Below are 20,867 nucleotides of genomic sequence, written 5' to 3'. Positions count from 1 at the left end.
TTTTTGGATTCTTGCGCCAGAGGCGGCAGTGTAGGCTACACATGGGCCACCTCCATCCCATGCGCGCCGCCCATCATCAGACCGATTTCTTCGACGGTCAGGCCCGTTGTGGGTCGCGGAGCGCTGAGGCGCCCTTCGTTCAAGGCGGCGAAACTGTCGGAAATTTCCATCAGTTCATCCAGATCCTGGCTGATGCAGACCACCGCCGTTCCCTTGGCCGCAAGGTCCAGAATGGCCTGACGGATCGCAGCGGCTGCGGCGGCGTCGACGCCCCAGGTCGGCTGGTTCACGACCAGCACTTCGGGGTTTTGCAGGACTTCCCGGCCGATGACGAATTTCTGCAGGTTGCCGCCCGACAGCGACCGCGCGGCGTTTTCCGGCCCCGGGGTCCGCACGTCGAATGCCTGAATGATCTTCTCCGCAAACACGCGGGTGTCGGCCCATTTCAAAAAACCGTTCTTCTCCAGAGACTCGCGCACCGAGCCGGTCAGCAGAGCGTTTTCCGTCAGGCTCATGTCCGGCGCCGCGGCATGTCCCAACCGCTCTTCTGGGGCCGTCAGCACACCCAATCTGCGCCGGGCCGTCGGGCCCAGTTTGCCGATCGGCTGGCCGTTGAAGCGGATCGCATCAGCGTCCGTCAGGATTTCACCGGACAAAACGCCCAGCAGTTCGTCCTGACCGTTGCCGGCCACGCCGCCGATGCCAAGGACTTCGCCCTTGCGGACGGTCAGGTGCACGTTCTTCAGCGCGGTCCCGAATTCGGAAGGGGACGGAACCGAAAGCCCGGAAACATCCAGCGCGACGGGTCCGAACTCGCGCCCGGACCGTTCAGGAGTTTGAAGGGCTGATCCCACCATCATTTCGGCCATGTCGCGGGCGGATGTTTCGCTGGGTGTGCATTCACCCACGTTCTTGCCCAGCCGCAGAATGGTGGCGTGGTCGCACAGCGTGCGGATTTCTTCCAGCTTGTGCGAGATGTACAGGATCGAAGTTCCCTCCGACCGCAGTTTTTTCAGTGTTTCGAACAGGATATCTACCTCCTGCGGGGTCAGGACCGAGGTCGGTTCGTCCATGATCAGCAGCTTTGGGTCCTGCAGCAGGCAGCGGATGATCTCGACCCGCTGGCGTTCACCGGCGGACAGGTCACCAACCCGACGATACGGATCCAGCGGCAGGCCATAGGTCTCCGAGACCTCGCGAATGCGCGATGCCAGATCACCCATCGGCGGCGGGCTTTCCATACCAAGGGCGATGTTTTCGGCCACGTTGAGCGCGTCAAACAGCGAAAAATGCTGGAACACCATGGCGATGCCGTCGGCACGGGCCGCGCGCGGCTCGGCCGGCGCATAGGGTTGGCCGCGCAACAGCATCGTGCCGCTGTCCGGCTTGACCAGCCCGTAGATCATCTTCACCAGCGTGGATTTTCCCGCGCCGTTTTCGCCCAGCAGGGCGTGAACTTCGCCCTCACCGATGTCAAAGGACACGTGGTCGTTGGCCACGACGCCGGGATAGGCCTTTGTCAGCCCCTGCAAGCTCAGTAGTGGAGTGGTCACGCGCTCTGGTCCTTCTTCAAGTCGTTCTGTCGGGCGGGGCGCAGGATTTGCGCTGCCACACCAACTGCGATCATCTGCGGGTGCTTGCCCAACGATGGGTCACCGATCGGGCAGGTGATCCGGGCGATCTGAGCCGGTGAGTGACCCAGCGCAGCCAGGCGCGAGCGGAATCGCGCCCATTTCGTAGCCGAGCCGATCAGCCCGGCAAAGTGAAAACCGTGCTTCAATAGCCGGTCGCACAGTTCCAGATCCAGATTGTGTGAATAAGTCAGCACCAAGTGCTCGGCTTGAACCGGTGCGTGGTGCACGAGGTCGGCCGGGTTTGCTGCCGGAACCACGGTTACACCTGCTGGGATGTCAGCCGGAAACCGGTCGGCGGCGGTGTCCACCCAGGTGACGGCAAGATCGGGGAGAGGCGACAGCACATCCACAAGCGCCCGTCCGACATGACCGGCCCCCCAGATCCACAATTGGCGGGTCGGTGCGTGCACCGGCTCGATCATCCAGCCGTCAAGCAATTGGGGTTCAGGCGCAATACCCTGTGCGCGTGCGGTTGCCAGTAGCCGCTTGACCGACAATGGCATGTCACCACCGGCAGTCGGGCGTGCGATGACGGTATCGCCCAGGGCCTCGATGGATTTCAGGTCATAGACCTCGCTCAACAGCGTTACGGCGCCGCCGCAGCATTGCCCGAGGTCGGGACCCAGCGCATGGCGGGACAAGCAGGTTGGGCTTTGCTGGACCCGGGCGGCCTCAGTCGCCTGATACTCCAGCGTGCCGCCCCCGATCGTGCCGGATTGCCCGCCCTTCCAGACCAGCATCGCGGCGCCGACCTCGCGCGGGGACGAGCCTCGGATTGCGGCAATGACCACGCGGGTCACCTTGCCATGCGTCTTGACCGCCTCCCTCAAAGTCTCCCGGTCAAATCCCATCAGGTACCTCCACGCATGCGTTGAATGGCGGTCCAGACCTCTTCGGCGGTGGCTGGGGCATTGATCGCCGGATACCCGTCACCACAGGCCGCAACCGCGTTCGACAGCGCCAGCCAGGCCGAGATGCCCAGCATGAAAGGCGGCTCGCCCACTGCTTTTGAGCGATAGATGGTGTCTTCGCGGTTCTGACCATCCCAAAGCGCAACGTTGAACACACCCGGTCGGTCCGAACAGGCGGGGATCTTGTAGGTCGATGGCGCATGGGTGCGCAGCCGGCCTTTGTCGTCCCAGACCAGTTCCTCGGTCGTCAGCCAGCCCGCACCTTGCACATAGCCGCCCTCGACCTGCCCGATATCCAGCGCAGGGTTCAGCGAAGCACCCGCATCATGCAGGATATCCGTCCGAAGGATGCGGTTCTCGCCGGTCAGAGTGTCCACGGCGACTTCGGTCACCGAAGCTCCATAGGCGAAATAGAAGAACGGGCGCCCGCGTCCGGCGATCCGGTCCCACTCGATCTTGGGGGTCTTGTAGAACCCGGTTGCCGACAGGCTGACACGCCCCTGATAGGCCAGCGCCGCGGCTTCGGCAAAGCTGTAGCTTTCCTCGCCCAGGCTGACCTGGCCATCGGCAAAGACGACCGCCGATGGATCGGTCTGATGCCGCTCGGCCAGATAGGCGGCCATCCGGTCGCGGATCGTGTCGCAGGCGGCCTTGACCGCCATCCCGTTCAGATCGCTGCCGGACGAGGCCGCCGTGGCCGAGGTGTTGGGCACTTTGGCGGTATCGGTCGCGGTGATCTTGACCATCTCCAGCGGAATGCCGAACCGCGCGGCCGCCACCTGCGCCACTTTCTGGAACAGGCCCTGGCCCATCTCGGTGCCGCCATGGTTCAGATGGACCGAGCCGTCCTGATAGACATGCACCAGCGCCCCGGCCTGGTTCAGGTGGGTGAGCGTGAAGGAAATCCCGAACTTGACCGGCGAAAAGGCGATGCCTTTCTTGATCACGCGGTTCTGGGCATTCCACGTCTCGACCGCCGCCTTACGGGTTGCGTAATCGCAGGACTCCAGCAAGGCTTCGGTCATGGGATGCAGCTCGAAATCGGTGACTTCCATGCCGTAGGGGGTGGTGTTGCCACCCGCGGGGACGGGGCGCAGCACCGAGCGGCCGGTTTCGACCGCGCCGCGGCTGGTCAGGTCTTCATGCGGATCTGGGTGGCCCAGCGGCTTGTCCCGCACCGGTTCTTCAACGCTTGCGTGCGCCGGTTCATAGTAATTCCGCCGCCGCAGCTCGACCGGGTCCAGCCCCAGCACATGCGCCGCGTGATCCATCACCCGCTCGATCCCCACCATGCCCTGCGGTCCGCCAAAGCCGCGATAGGCGGTTGCGGACTGCGTGTTGGTCTTCAGCCGATGGCTCTCGATCCGCGCATTGGGCAGCAGGTAGGCGTTGTCGGAATGCAGCATCGCCCGGTCGGCGACCGGCAGCGACAGGTCCTGCGCCCAACCGCAGATGGCGTAGTGCAGGAAAGAAACACCCTGAATGTGGCCGTTTTCGTCAAAGCCGACCTTGTAGCTGATGCGGAAGGCGTGGCGCTTGCCGGTGATGGTCATGTCATCATCCCGGTCATAGCGCATCTTGCAGGCTCGACCGGTTGCCCGTGCCGCAACTGCGCAGGCCACGGCCAGCGCGTTGCCCTGGCTTTCCTTGCCACCGAACCCGCCGCCCATCCGCCGGGTTTCGACCCGTACCGCGTGCATGGGAACGCCCAAAGCGTCGGCCACCTTGTGTTGAATCTCGGTCGGGTGCTGGGTCGAGGAATGCACCAGCATGTCGCTGCCTTCATTCGGCACCGCCAACGCGGCCTGACCTTCCAGATAGAAATGCTCCTGCCCGCCGATCTCGAACGTGCCTTCGACCACATGCGACGCCTGCGCGATGGCGGCTTCTGCATCGCCTTTCGCATAGATGCGGGGGCCGTCCTCGAACCGGCTGTCTGCGGCCAGAGCCTCTTCGATCGTCAGGATCGGCGTTTCCTCGGCATAGCCGATTCTGCCCAACCGCGCGGCCTTGCGGGCGGCCAAGTGGCTGGTGGCGACAACCAGAAACACGGGCTGGCCCACGTAATTCACGGTGCCGTCGGACAGCAATGGTTCGTCATGGATCGAGGGCGAGACGTCATTGGCAAAGGGCAGGTCCTCAGCGGTTATCACCATCACGACCCCCGGGGCCGCGCGGACATCTGACAGGTCCATCGCCGTTATCCGGCCCTTGGCGATCGGGCTCAGGCCGAACGCCAGATGCAACGTGCCCTTGGGCGTCGGAATGTCGTCAACATAACGGGCGACGCCGGACACATGCAGGGGTGCGGCGTCATGGGACAGCGGCTTGGTCACGCTCATGCCGACACCTCCAGCACATTGGTCAGCTCGCCCTGATCTTCCAGGAAATAGCGTTCGAGCATGGCCTTTGCGGTCTCCAGCCGGTAGCGGGCCGAGGCACGCATGTCGCTCATCGGGGAATAGTCCTCGGCAAAGGCCGGCAAAGCGCTTTGAACGGTTTCCGCCGTCCACGGGCGACCGGTTAGCGCGGCCTCAACCTGAGTCGCGCGTTTCGGCACACCGGCCATTCCGCCAAAGGCGATCCGGGCTTGCGAGACGACGCCGTCAGAAACGGTAATGTTGAAACAGCCGCATACGGCCGAAATATCCTGATCGAACCGTTTGCTCAGCTTGTAGCATTTCAGCCGATCGGGTTGACGCAGAAAGCTGACCGCTTCCACGAACTCGCCGGGCGCGCGATCCTGCTTTCCATAGTCAATGAAGAAATCTTCAAGAGGGATCGACCGGCGCTCGTCGCCCTTGCGCAGATGCAGCGTGGCCCCCAGCGCGATCAGCGCGGGCGGGTTGTCCCCGATGGGCGAGCCGTTGGCGATGTTGCCGCCCACCGTGGCCGCATGGCGCACTTGAACGCTGGCATAGCGCCGGATCATCTCGGCATAGGACGGATGCAGATCGGCCATCGCCGCGCCCAGGCGGTTCATGTCCACCATCGCGCCGATGTGGACCTCGTCTTCGGTGATCGAAATTTCCTTCAGATCGTCGCAGCCGCCCAGAAAGATCACCGGGTCAAGGTTCCGCAGCTGTTTGGTGACCCAAAGGCCGACATCGGTGGCGCCCGCGATCAAAGTTGCAACGGGATGGGCGGCAAATACTTTGGCCAATTCGTCGGATGACTTCGGCAGAAGGGGCGAGGCCGGCTTGGCCGCAACCGGCTTGTCCTTGACCCAGACCGGCACCGGCTGGTCTTCGACGGCCTTTGCCGCGCGGATGATCGGCGCATAGCCGGTGCAGCGGCACAGGTTGCCGGCCAGTTGCGTGTCATGATCCGTCGCGCCATTCGTGTGGCTGGCGACCATCGACATCACGAAACCGGGTGTGCAGAATCCACATTGCGAGCCATGAAGGTCCACCATCGCCTGCTGCACGGGATGCGGCTCGCCGTCGGGCCCGCTCGCCCCCTCGACCGTGCGCACTGCCTTGCCGTGCAGTTGAGGCAGAAAAAGAATGCAGGAATTCAGCGCCTTGGCGCCGGCCTCATCCGTCACCATGACGGTGCAGGCCCCGCAATCGCCCTCGTTGCAGCCTTCCTTCGTGCCGGTCAGACCGCGATCCTCGCGCAGCCAATCCAGCAATGTGGCCGTCGGATCGACATCCGCCAGCTCCACTGTCTCTCCGTTCAGAAGAAACGTGATGTTCATTCTTGAAACCCGTCGCCTTACCCGGTTGCGCCCATGGGTGCTCCTGTCTCGATGCGACGTAGAGAAAGAAGCGGGCTTGTAGCTTGCCTGAAGATGTTAGAAACAGCCTGTGCGCGCTGGCAAGAAAAACTGCCTGCCGAATGTACCATTCCCGATCCCATGCCTTGATATGCACCACGTCATTATTATCTAGGCATCTGAATTGAAAGAGATTTTGGTGTAACTCCGGCGGCGTCGACTGAAGCACCTTCTGGAATCTCCGAATAATGCGCGACTATTTTTTCAGCAATCAGCCCTAACTGTTCCGGCTTTTTCCCGGGTCGCGAGTGCGATAGCCTGCCTCGTATGAGCAGTACTCCTCGATTCATCCACCTCCGAGTTCACACCGAATACTCCCTTCTTGAGGGGGCGGTGCGCCTGAAGAAACTGCCAACGCTGTGCGAGCAGATGGACATGCCCGCAGTTGCGGTGACAGACACCAACAACATGTTCGCGGCGCTGGAATTCTCGGTCACCGCAAGCGGTGCGGGTGTGCAGCCGATCATGGGCTGCCAGGTTGATCTGGCGTATGTTCAGGCGCAGCCGGGGGAAAAACCCAAGCCCCCTGCGCCGATTGTACTGCTGGCACAGTCTGAGACGGGGTACGAGCATCTGATGAAGCTCAGCTCTTGCCTGTATGTGGACAAGGGCGGGCAGTTGCCGCAGGTCACGCTTGAGGAGTTGGCTGCGCATTCCGATGGGCTGATCTGCTTGACCGGCGGACCGGACGGCCCCGTTGGCCGCCTGTTGCAGCAGGGCCAGCGTCCGGCGGCCGAGTTGCTGGTAGATCGGTTGGCCGCGATGTTCCCCGATCGGCTTTATATCGAACTGCAACGTCATCCCGGCGAGGATGGCCAGCCCGAGGCCGAGCGCCTGACCGAGCGCGGCCATGTGGAAATGGCCTATGCCAAGAACCTGCCTCTGGTGGCCACGAATGACGTCTATTTCCCGACCTCGGATATGTATGAGGCGCATGATGCGCTGATCTGCATTGCCGAGGGTGCCTATGTCGACCAGCAGGAAGGTCGTCGCCGCCTGACCGCGCAGCATTACTTCAAATCTCCGCAGGAAATGGCCACGCTCTTTGCCGATCTGCCCGAGGCGATCGCAAACACGGTCGAGATTGCCAAACGTTGCGCCTTCATGGCCTACAAACGGGATCCGATCCTGCCGAAATTCGCCGATGACGAGGTCGAGGAGCTACGCCGCCAGGCCAACGAGGGTCTGCAGGCCCGACTGGCGGTGATCCCGCACGCTGTCCCACCTGAGGAATACCAGAAGCGTCTGGATTTCGAATTGGACATCATCGAGGGCATGGGGTTCCCCGGTTACTTCCTGATCGTTGCGGACTTCATCAAATGGGCCAAGGATCATGACATCCCCGTCGGTCCGGGCCGTGGCTCGGGCGCGGGTTCGCTGGTGGCCTATGCGCTGACGATTACCGACCTTGACCCGTTGCGTTACAGCCTGCTGTTCGAACGCTTCCTGAACCCCGAACGGGTGTCGATGCCCGACTTTGACATCGACTTCTGCATGGACCGCCGCGAAGAGGTGATCCGGTATGTTCAGCAGAAATACGGCCGCGACAAGGTTGGCCAGATCATCACCTTCGGCGCGCTCTTGTCCAAGGCCGCGGTGCGCGACATCGGGCGGGTGCTGCAGATGCCTTACGGCCAGGTGGATCGCCTGTCCAAGATGATCCCGGTCGAAGGCGTCAAGCCGGTGTCGATCGAGAAGGCCCTGAAAGACGAACCGCGTCTGCGCGAAGAAGCCCGCAACGAAGAGGTGGTCGACCGCCTTCTGACTTATGGCCAGCAGGTCGAGGGGCTGCTGCGCAACGCTTCGACCCACGCCGCTGGCGTGGTGATCGGCGACCGGCCGCTGGACGAGCTGGTGCCGCTCTATCAGGACCCCCGCTCGGACATGCCTGCCACCCAGTTCAATATGAAGTGGGTCGAACAGGCCGGCCTGGTGAAATTCGACTTTCTGGGCCTCAAGACTCTGACGGTCATCCAGAACGCCATGGACCTGATCTTCAAGTCCGGACGGCCATTGCACGTGGCGGCCGACGGTCGGCAGCTTTATGAGCCGGCCGAGGGGGCCGAGAACCAGATCAACGCCATCCCGCTGGATGACCCGGCCACCTACAAGCTCTATTCCGCTGCCAAGACCGTGGCGGTGTTCCAGGTTGAAAGCTCGGGCATGATGGATGCGCTCAAGCGCATGAAACCCACCTGCATCGAGGACATCGTGGCGCTGGTCGCGCTCTACCGTCCCGGCCCGATGGAGAACATCCCGACCTATTGCGAGGTCAAGAATGGCCAGCGCAAGATCACCTCGGTCCACCCGCTGATCGACCACATTCTGGAAGAAACGCAAGGCATCATCGTCTACCAGGAGCAGGTGATGCAGATCGCGCAGGTCATGGCGGGCTACAGCCTCGGCGGCGCCGACCTGCTGCGCCGCGCGATGGGTAAAAAAATCAAAGAGGCGATGGACGCCGAGCGCCCGAAATTCGAGGCCGGGGCAGCCGCGAACGGGGTAGATGCCAAGAAGGCGTCCGAGGTGTTCGACCTGCTGGAGAAATTCGCCAACTACGGCTTCAACAAATCTCACGCGGCGGCCTACGCGGTGGTCAGCTATCAGACCGGCTGGCTGAAGGCGAACCACCCGGTCGAATTCATGGCCGGTGTCATGAACTGCGATATCCATCTGACCGACAAGCTGGCGATCTATTTCGAGGAGGTCCGCAAGGGTTTGGAACTGCCCTACGTGCCGCCTTGCATAAACCGGTCGCAGGCAACGTTTGATGTGGTGGATGGCAAGCTGGTCTATGCGCTGGGCGCGCTCAAGAACGTGGGCGTCGAGGCGATGAACCTCGTGGTGCAGGGCAGGGGCGACAAGCCGTTCGTCAACCTCTTTGACTTTGCCCGCCGGGTCGATCTGAAGAAGGTCGGCAAACGGCCGCTGGAGATGCTGGCGCGCGCGGGGGCCTTTGACGAACTGGACAAGAACCGCCGCCGGGTCTTCGAAAGCCTCGAACAGCTGGTGCAGTATTCCGCCGCGATCCACGAGCAGAAGAATTCGAACCAGGTGTCGCTGTTCGGCGAGGCGGGCGACGATCTGCCCGAACCGCGCCTGTCGAAATCGCCCGACTGGCTGCCCGCCGAACGGCTGAGCGAAGAGTTCAAGGCGATAGGGTTCTACCTGTCCGGGCACCCGCTGGACGACTATATGCCCGCGCTGAAACGCAAGCAGGTGATGACGCTGGACGAGGTCACCGAAAAGGCACGCTCGGGTCCGTTGATCGCCAAGATGGCCGGTGTGGTCGCCGGGCGACAGGAGAGGAAATCGGCCAAGGGGAACCGTTTCGCCTTTGCACAGCTGTCCGACCCGACGGGGGCGTACGAGGTGACGCTGTTCTCGGAAACCCTCGAGAAATCACGCGAATACCTGGAAACCGGCGCGCAGGTCGTGCTGACGGCCGAAGCCACGATGGAGGCCGACCAGCTGAAGCTGCTGGCGCGCTCGGTCGGGCCGGCGGATTCAGTCGTGGCCGAGGCCGGCGCGACCGGGCTTCGCATCTTTTTGGACCAATCACAGGCGCTGTCGACGGTCGCCAGCGTTCTTGCGGATGCTGCGGGAGCGGCCAAGAACGCCTCGAAAGGGCCGATCCATTTGTGTCTGCTGAATCCGGGCTTGCCGGGAGAGGTCGAGATGGACTTGGGGCAGGAATTCCCGATCAATCCCCAGATCAAGGGTGCCATCAAATCACTGGATGGGGTCTTGTCCGTCGAAGAGGTCTAGGGTGGCGGTCCCGCCCAACCCTAGTAGTCACGCTCGAAGAAAATCCCGATGCCGGTATCGCCGCGCCCATCTACGGTGCCGCGCACCGTCACGCTGTCGCTGACGTCCAGGTTCAGGTTCACCTCGGTGTCGCCTTCGGTGTTCACGGTGAAATCGGTGTACAGGTTGTCGCTCAGATAAGCGCCGGCGCCCAGACGCCCGCCGCCGCCCTCGGTCGCGCCGACGTCGACGGTATCTACGCCCGTGGCGTCCCGAACGCCCTTGGTGGCATCGCCACCGGCACCGCTCAGTTGGGCCAGCGACGCGGCCATCTGGGCGATGACAAACGGGGACAGTTCGGAAAAGCGGTTGCCGAACAGCAGCATGGCCAGCGCCTCTTCGGCGGGGCGTTCGGGGTCCGAGAACACATCGACTGTCGGAGAATCCAGAGGGCCCGCGATTTCCAACGTTGCGGTTCCATCCGAAGTGCTGGCCGAGGATTCGAATTCGATATACGGCGTCAGGTCGCCCTGCAGGCTGACCACGCCTTTGGTCAGCGCCAGCCTCCGGCCAAGGATGTCCAGATTGCCGCGGATCAGTTCGATCTGGCCCGATGGGATGACGGATTTGGTGGTGCCCTTGATGAAGATCGCACCGCCCAATTCAGCATTCACACCGCGACCTCGCACGAAAACCGCCTTGGGGGCCAACAGGCTGATGTCGAGAGATATGCGAGAGTCCGATTGCGACGTTTTCTCTTTTTCTACCAGCTGCGCCCGTTCCCGAGTGACGTAGCTGGCATTGCTTTCGTTCACGTGTTCGATCTTCGGGATCGGCGCGGCCCCCACCGCGCCTGATGCCGCGGCCAGGTTGATATTGGTCTCGCCAAACGTGATCTGCCCGGCCAGCGAACTGTTCCCTGCCAGGGCGCCCGTCATTGCGATCTGGCCGTTCAACGTGGTCTCGTACAGAAGATTGTCGGTCAGGACGAGATTGTTGATTGCAGTTGTGATCTGCGCGTTGAAAGGCGGTGTCAGGTCGACCGGGCCACTGACCGTAAATCCGCCTCCGGCGCGCATGCCGCCGCGCATCGAAATCGTTGCTCGGCTGTTGGCAAGGTCTACAGTTCCGCCGATATCGGTGATGGTCTGCCCAACGCTGGGGATCGCCATCGACGTGCCTGAGGTGGTGATCCGACCACTCAGCGACTCCAGCGCCGGCTTGCCCTTCAACGCCAGGTCGAACCGGGCCGATCCGTCGATCTTGTTGGGCGTGATGAAGATGTTTGCAATGCCCAAATTGACGCCGCCCTGTGCGGAGATGTCGGCATTGCCCGAGGCTTCGTCGTAGGTTCCCTTGACTGCACTGCTGATCTCGGCCGGTCCGGCGGCATTGGCATCAATGGTCCACACGCCGTTCTGGCGCGTTGCATTGCCTTTCGCCGTCAAGCTGCCCGGAAACTCGGGCGCAAAACGTTCGACCCGATCAAACTTGGCGTCAAAGTCCAGGTCGGCCGAGCCATCCGTATTTACGCTGCCGACAAGATTGGCATAGGACGTCTCCGGGCCGGTCACTCTGACCGTGCCCTCGACACCGCTGGATGTGGGGGCCACATTCCCGTTCACCTTCAGCGGTCCCGTCAGGGTCTGTGAAACCCGGGCGAGGTCGTCCAACGCGGCGGAGAAGCTCAGCCCTCCGCTTTCGCGGCTCAAGATGCCGGATGCGTTAGCGGACAAGGCTGTCCCTGCAAGCCGGAAGTTGCGAATGTTCAACCCTTCGTCGCCGTTCGATGCGTCGACTGTCAGTGTCGTCTGTCCGGGGATCAGCGCATCCACGGCATCGATTCCGGTCAAGATGTCCTCTGCATTGATTTTGCCCTGCACGTCGAAGACTTTGCTGCCACGGGCCCCTCGACCGGTCACATCCGCCGTGACCGCGCCCGCCAACGTACGGCCTGCCAGTCCGGAAAAGACGGACAGGTCGGGGGCATTGACCTGCGCCTGACCGTCAAAGGCCAGGTTTCCGGTCGGATCGTCGATGGTTGCCGCGACTTGGGCACTCAGCGCGGCTGCGTCAACGGTTGCTTTTCGGATTTCGATCCGGTCGCCGGTGCGGGCCCCGTCGAAGTTCAGGACAACGCGGCCGGTCACAAGCGGATCCACCTGATCCAGCCCGGTTTGCAGGTCTGTAGTCGTCACCTGCGCAGTGCCATCAAACTCTAGGGTCTGCACGGTGCCTTTTCCATCCGCTTGGGCTTGAACGGCCCCCGCAAGGTCGCGCTTGGCAAGGCCGGAGAATACAGAGAGGTCCGAGGCATTGACGCGGGCCTGGCCGTCGATGGTCAGATTGCCGTTCGGAGTTGTGACCGCGCCATCCGCCTGTGCGTTCAGGGTTTCGCCGTCGATGGTGAAAGCGCGGATCAGGATGCCGTTTGCATCCCTCTTGGCGTCCAGCGTGATGTCCGTCTCGCCCGCGATGATGGGGTCGATATCGTCCCGACCAGTGGACAGGTTTTGTCCGGAAACGGCCAGCTTGCCGTCAAAACTGCCCTCCAACGGCGAGCCCGCCCCCTCGACCCGGACCGATGCCCGGCCGCCCAGATTCAATTTGGCGACCTCAGAGAAACGAGACAGATCGGACGCCTGCACTGTTGCCGATCCGTCAATCTTCAGACCGCTTTCAAGCCCGCTGACGACCGCATCGGCGGTCGCCGAATAGTCGGTTCCCCCAAGTTCGAAACCCGAGAGTCGGAGCGATTTGTCCCGTCCGTATTCGAACTGGCCATCCAGGGTAATGCGATCGCCCACCGCTGTGTTCAGAGCAGGATCAGCCAAGTCCAAACCGTCCAGAGAGGCTTGAAGGTCTCCGGTCAGGTCCAGACCGCCGATCTGAGTCAGGGTGCCCTGTGCGGTCAACCGCGTGTGCGCAATCTGGACTTGGGGTGTGACAACATTCTCGGTCGTCAGGCTCAGGTCCCAATGATTGCCGTTTTCGTGGTCGAAAAGCGCAGAGAGCTGTGCGGCTTTGACGGATGTGTCTCCTCCACCGAATGGCAGGACCACGTCGTCCCCAGCCGGTGGCGAGATCCGTGCCTGGACGGCTGCCAGTTGCAGCGCTCCGCCTGTTCCAAGGCTGAGCTGCGCTTCCAGTTTCAAAGCTTCGGACGTGATGTCCGCCTCGGTAATCTCCAGCGCACCTTCGGCTCCGGTACGGCCATCGACATACAGACGTGTATCCGTACCGAAGAAGGTATCCATGTTGGCGGCCAGAAAAGGGGTCAGGTCGCCGCCTAGGTCGGCGGTAAAGGCAATGCCTTCGTCTGCCGCCCCTTCGGTCTTCTCGATCCCGCGCAGACGCACCTGGCCCGAGACACGGTCGACATTGTCACTGCTCAGCCCGATATCCGCCGTGAAGTCGGTGATCGGACCGGACCCTTTGGCCGTCAGGCCGATGGGTGGGCTGTCCGGTATATTCAATGCGGTCGAAATCAGCCCACCTGACGCCTCGGAGACGGTCAGGTCCAGGTCGATTTGCCGGCTTTCGTTCTGGAAACCGGCCACAAGATTTATCTGATCGCCGGCCCGGTCCAACCGATTGATATCCAGCTTGGTGTCCAGCGCGCCATCGGCAAGATTCAGGTTTCCGTCCACTGAAAGGTCTGCTGCAACGCCGATCAGCGGTTCGCCCAGGGACAACTCGTCGACGCGCAGTTCACCGATCTCAATCGCCACGGGCAGTTCTGGCAGTTGAAAGGGTTCGGTCTCGGCGGTGGCGGCCGGTTCGTCCGTGGTGGTCTTGCCGGGTGCGCGTGCGATGTCGATTTCTTCGGCGGTCAGGGCGTTCACGGAAAACCGGCCGCGGATCAGGGCCAGCCGGTTCCAATCCAGCTCGGCGTTCTTGATGGTCAGCCAGACTCCTTCGTCGTCGGCCACCGTGATCTCCTGGATGCGTGCGCGAGAGCTCAGCGCGCCCTCCAAGCCGATGACCCGGATATTTCGGTTGTCTCCGGATAACGTGTTCTGCAGGAAATCGGTCAGCAGACCGCCGCTCTCTTCCTCTTGCGCGGCCACGGGGCCGGACAGGGCAAAGGCGGTTGCCCCGACCGCCAGAGGATATGAAAGGTAACGCCTCAAAATGCTTGCCCGATCCCGATATAGAACTGCAGCCCGTTGCCCGTGTCACCTTGCACAGGCACCGCCAGGTCCAGCCTTAGCGGGCCGAAGCCGCCCAGATCGTACCGAACGCCAAGGCCCGCGCCCGCGTGGTACTCGGCGCCACTGCCAATGAACGAAGACGTGTCCACGATACCGTAGTCGTAAAACCCAACAAGAGACAGCTTTTCAGTGACCTTGCCGCGCACCTCGCCCGACAGGCCAAGAAAGGACTTGCCGCCGGCAATGCCCGTGCCGACGGGGACACCAAGGCTTTCATAGGGCTGACCGCGAACGGTGCCCGCGCCGCCGGAGAAGAACAGGAAATCCGGTGTGACACCATCCGCCGGGGGGCCGAGTATCGATCCAAGTTGTACCCGCCCGGCCAGCACGATCCGGCCGCCAGTGCCCAGGCTGGTATAGGCGCGACCGTCGAAAAACAGGCGCAGCCCGGTATCCGTGCCCGAGATGCCGACAAAGGGCATGAACTGGCTGTCCAGGTAATACCCGCGGGTGGCGCTGACCTTGCTGTCGCGTTTGTCCCACTCGGACCGGAACGGAATGATGAAATATCTGAACTTGCGGCCGTCACCATAGGCGTCGTCAGCGTTCGAGATGGAAAAGCCCACAGCCGCCTCGGCATACAACTCGTCCGAGAACGTCCGCCGCGCACCATAGGTCAGCGAGGCAACCGACACGCTGTAATTGTCGGTATTTCGGCGCTCGAGCAGCGCGCTCCAGAAGGTGTTGTCGTCGGGGCCCAGTCGGCCGGGCTGATCCAGACGCAGACCCAACCGCCCGTCGATATCCTCAGACCCGCCGATATTTCGGATGGCGGCCTCAAAGCGTAGCCGCTGGGCGCGCCGGAACACGTTGCGGTGGGTCCAGGTCGCGGTCAGGTCCAAGCCATCGCGCGAGGCCAGTTCGACACCAAACGTCAGGCGGCGTTTGGGCAAGTCCTCGAAGGTGGCGTCGAAATCCAGCGTGCCGTCCGGGTTCGGCGTGTCCCGTTCCTGGATCGAGACGGTGCTGAACGTACCAGTCCGCCGCAGCCGTGTGCCGACCTTTTGCAACTTTTCGGGCGAGTAGACCTCGCCCGACGGAAAACCGGCGATTTTCTCGATCGAACTGTGGCGGACATCGGTGCCGCCTTCGATATACATCTTGCCGAACTTCAGGCGCGGCCCCTGATCCAGGTCGATCCGGGCGTCCAGCTGGGCCTGTGCGTGCCGGGCGATGATCTGTTGATCGCGCAGTTTCGCTTTGGCGTGGCCCGCGTCCTTCCAGGCCTGAATCCCGGCCGAAGTCGCCTGTTGAATGGCGCCGGTCGTGGCCAGCTTGCCGGGGGCAAACTCTTCGGGCAATTCCGTATCGGGGGCCAAAGGCTGAACGACTGCGGTTCCGAAATTGTACGCTTTGCCGGGGCGAATGGTGATCGTTGCCCGATTGATCTGCGCAGGAACGCTCAGCGAGCTGAGATCTGCCGCTTCTTTCCCGTCCAGCTTGATGCTGACCGACGGGCCGAAATATCCTGCATCATAGAGAATTTGCACGATCGTTCGGTAATCCGACAACGCGGCTGACAGAACTTCAAGCGGCGTGTCCAGCCCCCGGTTGTCGGCAGTCATGACCGAGGACGTTTCCTCAATCTGCTTTTTCAAGTCGTCCGACAATCCTGGCGCTGCAAGCGATGTTTCCAGTGCCATCGCACAGGTCGGGGCGAGGGCAAAAAACACACCCGCACACCAGTTCTTCAGACCGCCCTTACGTCTGCTCGCCTGCATCAAATGGCTCCACCTGTCCCGGGCCGCATTGATTTGCGCTGCTTGTCGCGGCGCCGCGATCCCTTGGAAAACAGTTAGACCATCTCAAACCGCTCAGGCAAAGAAATAAACGCGGTTTTCCCAGTTCCCATGCGAAGTTGTGGAAAAGCTGCCGCTACAGGCCCGCGTTTCGGAACCAGCGGATAATGGCCTCGCGGTCTTCGGGTTCCATATAGGTGACGTTGGCCGGCGGCATCGCGTGGCTGACTCCAGCCTGCAGATAGATTTGCTCGGCATTGCGTGCAATGTCTCCTTCGGTTTCCAGAAGAACACCCTTGGGGGCCCAGAGGATTCCATCCCAGACGGGCTCGCGCGCGTGGCACATCGAACAGCGCCCCAAGACTACGTCATGGGCTTCTTCAAAGCCGCTGGCCTGCACAAAGCGCTCCTCGAACTGGGTCAGAGGCTGCGCCTCGGCCTCTTCCAGCGGTTTGTACATCGGCGCAGTGGACAGCCACATGATGGCGATGAACAGCAGGGCCGTCACAAGCCAGGTCCAGGTCGGGTTGCCGGTCCGGGCGTGGCGGGTATTGAAGTAGTGCCGGATGGTGACACCCATCAGGAAGACCAGCGCCGCGATGATCCAGTTGTATTCGGTCGCAAAGGCCAGCGGGTAATGGTTCGACAGCATCAGGAAGACCACCGGCAAAGTCAGATAGTTGTTGTGGGTCGAGCGCAGCTTGGCGATCTTGCCGTATTTCGGGTCCGGGGTGCGGCCGTTTTTCAGGTCGTCCACAACGATCCGTTGGTTGGGCATGATGATGAAAAACACATTGGCCGTCATGATCGTGGCGGTGAAGGCGCCCAGATGCAGCATCATGGCCCGTCCGGTGAAGATCTGGTTGTATCCCCAACCCATCGCCACCAGCAGAACGAACAGCAGCAGCATCAGCAGGGTCGGACGCTCGCCCAGACCCGATTTGCACAGGAAATCATAGATCAGCCAGCCTACTGTCAGCGACGCCGCCGAGATCAGGATGCCCTGCCACAGCGCCAGATCGGCCTTCTGTGCGTCGATCAGATACAGCTCGCCGCCCACCCAATAGACGATCATCAACAGGGCCGCACCGCTGAGCCAGGTTGCATAGCTTTCCCATTTGAACCAGGTCAGGTGGTCGGGCATCCGCTCGGGCGCCACAAGGTATTTCTGAATATGGTAGAAGCCGCCGCCATGCACCTGCCATTCCTCGCCATCCGCAGGACCGGGGATGTCGCGGTTCAGGCCGAGGTCCAGCGCGATGAAATAGAATGACGATCCGATCCAGGCGATTGCCGTGATGACATGCAGCCACCGCACCGCAAATGCCATCCAGTCCCAGAACACGGCGAATTCATACATGCAAAGCTCTCCGATTGCTTGCCGACACACTAGGCAAACGGGGTTTTCTTCGGTATTCCCGTATATTGTCAAACTGTATCAAAAAAAACGAAAAGATGTCCTATCTCGACAATATCCGTACCTTTGTCCGGGTCTATGATCTTGGCAGCATGTCCGCGGCCGGGCGCGATCTGCGAATCTCGCCAGCGGTGACTTCGGCGCGGATTTCCCAGCTCGAAGATCATTTGGGTGTGCGATTGTTCCAGCGTACGACCCGAAACCTCAGCCCGACCGAGCAGGGCCGGGCGTTCTACCCCGGTGCGGTTGCGGTTCTGGATGCCGTGAACGAGGCCGAAGCGCAGGTCGTGCACCTGACCGAAGCGCCCCGGGGATCGCTTTTCGTAGCGGCTCCACTGGGGGTCGGGCGACGGCTGTTGGCGCCTCAAGTGCCTGAATTTCTTGCCGACTACCCCGAGATTGACGTGCGGCTGCGTCTGACGGACAGGTCTGTTGATCTCACGACCGAAGGGCTGGATCTGGCGTTCTTCATCGGTCAACCCGAAGACAGCACATTGCGGATTCGCAAAATCGCGGATTGCCAGCGTGTCCTGTGTGCTGCGCCAGACTATGTCGCGCGCCGAGGCATGCCCCGGACCGGGGCGGAGCTGATCTCGGACCGGCACGAATGCCTGAACCTGCGATTCCCCGGGGCGACCGAGTTCCAATGGCTGCTGCAGACAGCCGAAGGATCCAAACGGTTTGCGGTGTCCGGACGGTTCGAGTGCGACGATGGCGATGTTCTGACTGATTGGGCGCTGGCTGGGCAGGGGATCGCGATGAAACCCGTTTTTGAAGTGGCCGAGCATCTCAAGGCCGGGCGTTTGGTGCCTGTTGCCGTCGACACGCCACCGGTTTCGGTCCAGATGGCGTGTCTCTACACGCATCGGCGTCATCAGGACCCCAAGGCGCGCCTGTTCATGGATTTCATGATCTCGCGGATCGGCGACGTGGTGCGGACGTCGCAGGTCTGAGGGGTCAGCTGCCCCGGTAGGTCGAATACCCGAATGGCGACAGCAATAGCGGCACATGGTAATGCGCCTCGGGGTCGGACATACCGAACCGGATCGGTATTTGATCAAGGAAAAGAGGGTCTTCAACGGCTTGCCCGGAGGCCCGCAAGTAGTCCCCCGCAAAGAAGATCAACTCGTAGATACCGGTCTTGAAAGTCTTTTCCGGCAGGATCGGACTGTCGGTGCGCCCGTCCGCATTGGTTTCCATCTCAACCAGTTTCCGGTGCGAATTGCCGGACACGCGGTACAACGCGATTTTCAGCCCCTCGGCCGGACATCCCCGCGCCGTGTCCAGAACATGGGTCGTCAGATAGCCTGCCACGAGTTGCTCCTGCTGTTGTCTGCACGTTTCGTCTTCGGATGCCATTTTGAGCAATCCGGTTTGCATTGCCCACCTTGCGGCAAAGGCCATGGCGCAGGGAACGCCGAAACAACCGGAAACAGCGTTCGGATTGATTTGATAATCCATCACGGTTTTATGGGATAAACCGAATGGAAGCTTGAAATTGAAGACGGAAAGCAGAATGCAGCCCCCCCGATACCCCCGCGACATGATTGGATACGGAGCCAACCCGCCAGATGCCCAGTGGCCGGGCGGAGCCAAGCTGGCAGTGCAGATCGTGCTGAACTATGAAGAGGGCGGCGAAAACTGCGTATTGCATGGCGACGCTGCGTCCGAGGCATTTCTGTCCGAAATCGTGGGTGCCGCGCCTTGGCCCGGCCAGCGTCATTGGAACATGGAATCCATATATGAATACGGCGCCCGCGCCGGGTTCTGGCGGCTGCATCGCCTGATGGCCGACCTGCCGGTGACCGTCTATGGCGTGGCCACCGCGCTGGCGCGCTCGCCTGATCAGGTGGCGGCGATGAAATCCGCCGGGTGGGAGATCGCCAGCCACGGGCTGAAATGGATCGAACACAAGGATATGCCCGAAGACGAAGAGCGCGCCCAGATCGCCGAGGCGATCCGCCTGCACACTGAGGTGGTCGGAGACCGTCCGCGCGGCTGGTACACGGGGCGGTGCTCGGACAACACCGTGCGGCTGGTGGCCGAGGAAGGCGGGTTTGCCTATGTGGCCGACACCTACGCCGACGATCTGCCTTATTGGATGCATACCGGTGGGCGCGACCAGCTGATCGTGCCCTATACGTTGGACTGCAACGACATGCGATTTGCCACGCCGCAGGGGTTCAACTCGGGCGACCAGTTCTTTGCGTATCTCCGCGACAGCTTCGATGCGCTCTATGCCGAGGGGCAGGCGGGCGCGCCCAAGATGTTGTCGATCGGTCTGCATTGCCGCCTGATCGGCCGGCCGGGCCGGGTGATGGCGCTGAAGCGGTTTCTGGACTATGCGCGCGGCTTTTCCGATGTGTGGTTCGCGACCCGGTTGCAGATTGCCGAACACTGGGCCGCGCATCATCCGCCGCAGGACCGCCCGCGCCCCTCGCAGATGGACCGCGACGCCTTCGTGGCGGCCTATGGCGGTATTTTCGAACATTCACCCTGGATCGCCGAGCGCGCCTGCGCGCTGGAACTGGGCCCCGCTCATGATACGGCGGGCGGGCTACACAACGCGCTGGCACGGGTGTTCCGTTCGGCCTCGCCCGAGGAACGGCTGGGCGTTCTGACCGCGCATCCGGATCTGGCGGGCAAGCTGGCGCAGGCCAAACGCCTGACGGCCGAAAGCACCTCGGAACAGGCCTCCGCCGGGTTGGACGCCCTGACCGACGCCGAGCGCGACGCCTTTACCGATCTGAACACGCGTTACACCGAGAAATTTGGCTTCCCCTTCATCATCGCCGTGCGCGACCACGACAAGGCCTCGATCCTGCAGGCGTTCCAGCGACGCATCGAGAATGACCGCGAGACCGAACTCGCCGAGGCTTGCCGTCAGGTCGAGCGCATCGCCGAGTTCCGGCTGCGCGACGTGCTGCCCTCATGACGCGGATCATTCCTATCGCGCCGCTGACGGCCCAAGCCTTTGCACCGTTCGGCGATGTGCTTGAGGTTTCGGGCACGCCGGACAAGATCATCAACCAGGGTCAGTGCGGGCGATACCATGACCGGGCGGTTCTGGATTTCGCGGATGGGCGCGCGGGGATCAGCCTGTTCGATGCCAATCCGCGGGCATTGCCCTATCAACTGGACATGGTCGAACGTCACCCCCAAGGCAGCCAGGCTTTCGTTCCCATGACCAACCAGCCGTTCCTGGTGATCGTCGCGCCGGATGAGGATGGCGTTCCCGGCCGGCCGCTGGCCTTCGTGACGCAGCCGGGGCAGGCTGTGAACTACCATAGGGGCACGTGGCACGGTGTGCTGACGCCACTGCACGCGCTAGGCCTTTTCGCGGTAGTCGACCGTATCGGTTCAGGCGCAAACCTCGAGGAGCACTGGTTCGATACCCCTTACGAGGTGGTTGAACGCTAAGCCAATT

12 protein-coding genes are annotated in these 20,867 nt (G+C 62.1%); 4 read left to right on the top strand and 8 right to left on the bottom strand.

Going from position 1 to position 20,867, the window contains the following annotated elements:
- Positions 1–35 precede the first annotated feature (35 nt).
- From AC2FML_RS06945 to xdhA, 4 genes are read right to left on the bottom strand one after another with little or no spacing between them, the layout of a single operon-like run.
- Positions 36–1,553 (bottom strand): ABC transporter ATP-binding protein, encoded by a 1,518-nt coding sequence (locus AC2FML_RS06945; protein ID WP_170370916.1) that lies wholly within the window; start codon positions 1,551–1,553, stop codon positions 36–38.
- Positions 1,550–2,485 carry a xanthine dehydrogenase accessory protein XdhC gene (xdhC, locus tag AC2FML_RS06940; protein ID WP_496782518.1) on the bottom strand — a complete coding sequence of 312 codons (936 nt, stop codon included), beginning with the start codon at positions 2,483–2,485 and terminating at the stop codon, positions 1,550–1,552. Before xdhC ends, AC2FML_RS06945 begins: the two co-directional genes overlap by 4 nt.
- Entirely contained in the window at positions 2,485–4,887 is a 2,403-nt protein-coding gene (gene xdhB / locus AC2FML_RS06935; RefSeq protein WP_496782516.1) for a xanthine dehydrogenase molybdopterin binding subunit, read from the bottom strand. Before xdhB ends, xdhC begins: the two co-directional genes overlap by 1 nt.
- Positions 4,884–6,245: a xanthine dehydrogenase small subunit gene (xdhA, locus tag AC2FML_RS06930; RefSeq protein WP_496782514.1), complete on the bottom strand. Its 1,362-nt coding sequence runs from the start codon at positions 6,243–6,245 to the stop codon at positions 4,884–4,886. Before xdhA ends, xdhB begins: the two co-directional genes overlap by 4 nt.
- Before the next feature lie 345 nt (positions 6,246–6,590).
- Here xdhA and dnaE point away from each other — a divergent pair, with 345 nt between their 5' ends.
- A complete protein-coding gene (gene dnaE, locus AC2FML_RS06925; protein ID WP_496782512.1) occupies positions 6,591–10,091 on the top strand; it encodes a DNA polymerase III subunit alpha in 3,501 nt (1,166 codons plus the stop codon).
- A 20-nt stretch (positions 10,092–10,111) separates the two neighbouring features.
- On the opposite strand, the gene AC2FML_RS06920 is transcribed toward dnaE, so the two are convergent.
- The 3 genes from AC2FML_RS06920 to AC2FML_RS06910 all read right to left on the bottom strand — a co-directional run bounded on the left by AC2FML_RS06920 (position 10,112) and on the right by AC2FML_RS06910 (position 17,383).
- Positions 10,112–14,203 (bottom strand): translocation/assembly module TamB domain-containing protein, encoded by a 4,092-nt coding sequence (locus AC2FML_RS06920; protein WP_496782510.1) that lies wholly within the window; start codon positions 14,201–14,203, stop codon positions 10,112–10,114.
- On the bottom strand, positions 14,200–16,005 hold the full coding sequence (locus AC2FML_RS06915) for an autotransporter assembly complex protein TamA (protein ID WP_496782508.1): 1,806 nt from the start codon (positions 16,003–16,005) through the stop codon (positions 14,200–14,202). Before AC2FML_RS06915 ends, AC2FML_RS06920 begins: the two co-directional genes overlap by 4 nt.
- Before the next feature lie 154 nt (positions 16,006–16,159).
- Positions 16,160–17,383: a urate hydroxylase PuuD gene (locus tag AC2FML_RS06910; RefSeq protein WP_496782506.1), complete on the bottom strand. Its 1,224-nt coding sequence runs from the start codon at positions 17,381–17,383 to the stop codon at positions 16,160–16,162.
- Positions 17,384–17,478: 95 nt separating this feature from the next.
- On the opposite strand from AC2FML_RS06910, the gene AC2FML_RS06905 reads away from it, so the two are divergent.
- Positions 17,479–18,393: a LysR family transcriptional regulator gene (locus AC2FML_RS06905; protein ID WP_496782504.1), complete on the top strand. Its 915-nt coding sequence runs from the start codon at positions 17,479–17,481 to the stop codon at positions 18,391–18,393.
- A gap of 4 nt (positions 18,394–18,397) precedes the next feature.
- Here the strand turns inward: AC2FML_RS06905 and uraH are convergent, their stop codons facing one another.
- Complete coding sequence (gene uraH, locus AC2FML_RS06900; protein ID WP_093963044.1) at positions 18,398–18,754, bottom strand: hydroxyisourate hydrolase; 357 nt, start codon at positions 18,752–18,754, stop codon at positions 18,398–18,400.
- Positions 18,755–18,956: 202 nt separating this feature from the next.
- Between uraH and puuE the strand changes: the two genes are divergently transcribed.
- Positions 18,957–20,375 (top strand): allantoinase PuuE, encoded by a 1,419-nt coding sequence (gene puuE, locus AC2FML_RS06895; RefSeq protein ID WP_496734357.1) that lies wholly within the window; start codon positions 18,957–18,959, stop codon positions 20,373–20,375.
- Positions 20,372–20,860: an ureidoglycolate lyase gene (locus AC2FML_RS06890; protein ID WP_496782502.1), complete on the top strand. Its 489-nt coding sequence runs from the start codon at positions 20,372–20,374 to the stop codon at positions 20,858–20,860. The genes puuE and AC2FML_RS06890 overlap by 4 nt, the downstream gene beginning before the upstream one ends.
- Positions 20,861–20,867 lie beyond the last annotated feature (7 nt).

Source organism: Ruegeria sp. BHSC029 (assembly GCF_059613085.1).
This window is presented reverse-complemented; position numbering and strand designations above follow the sequence as displayed.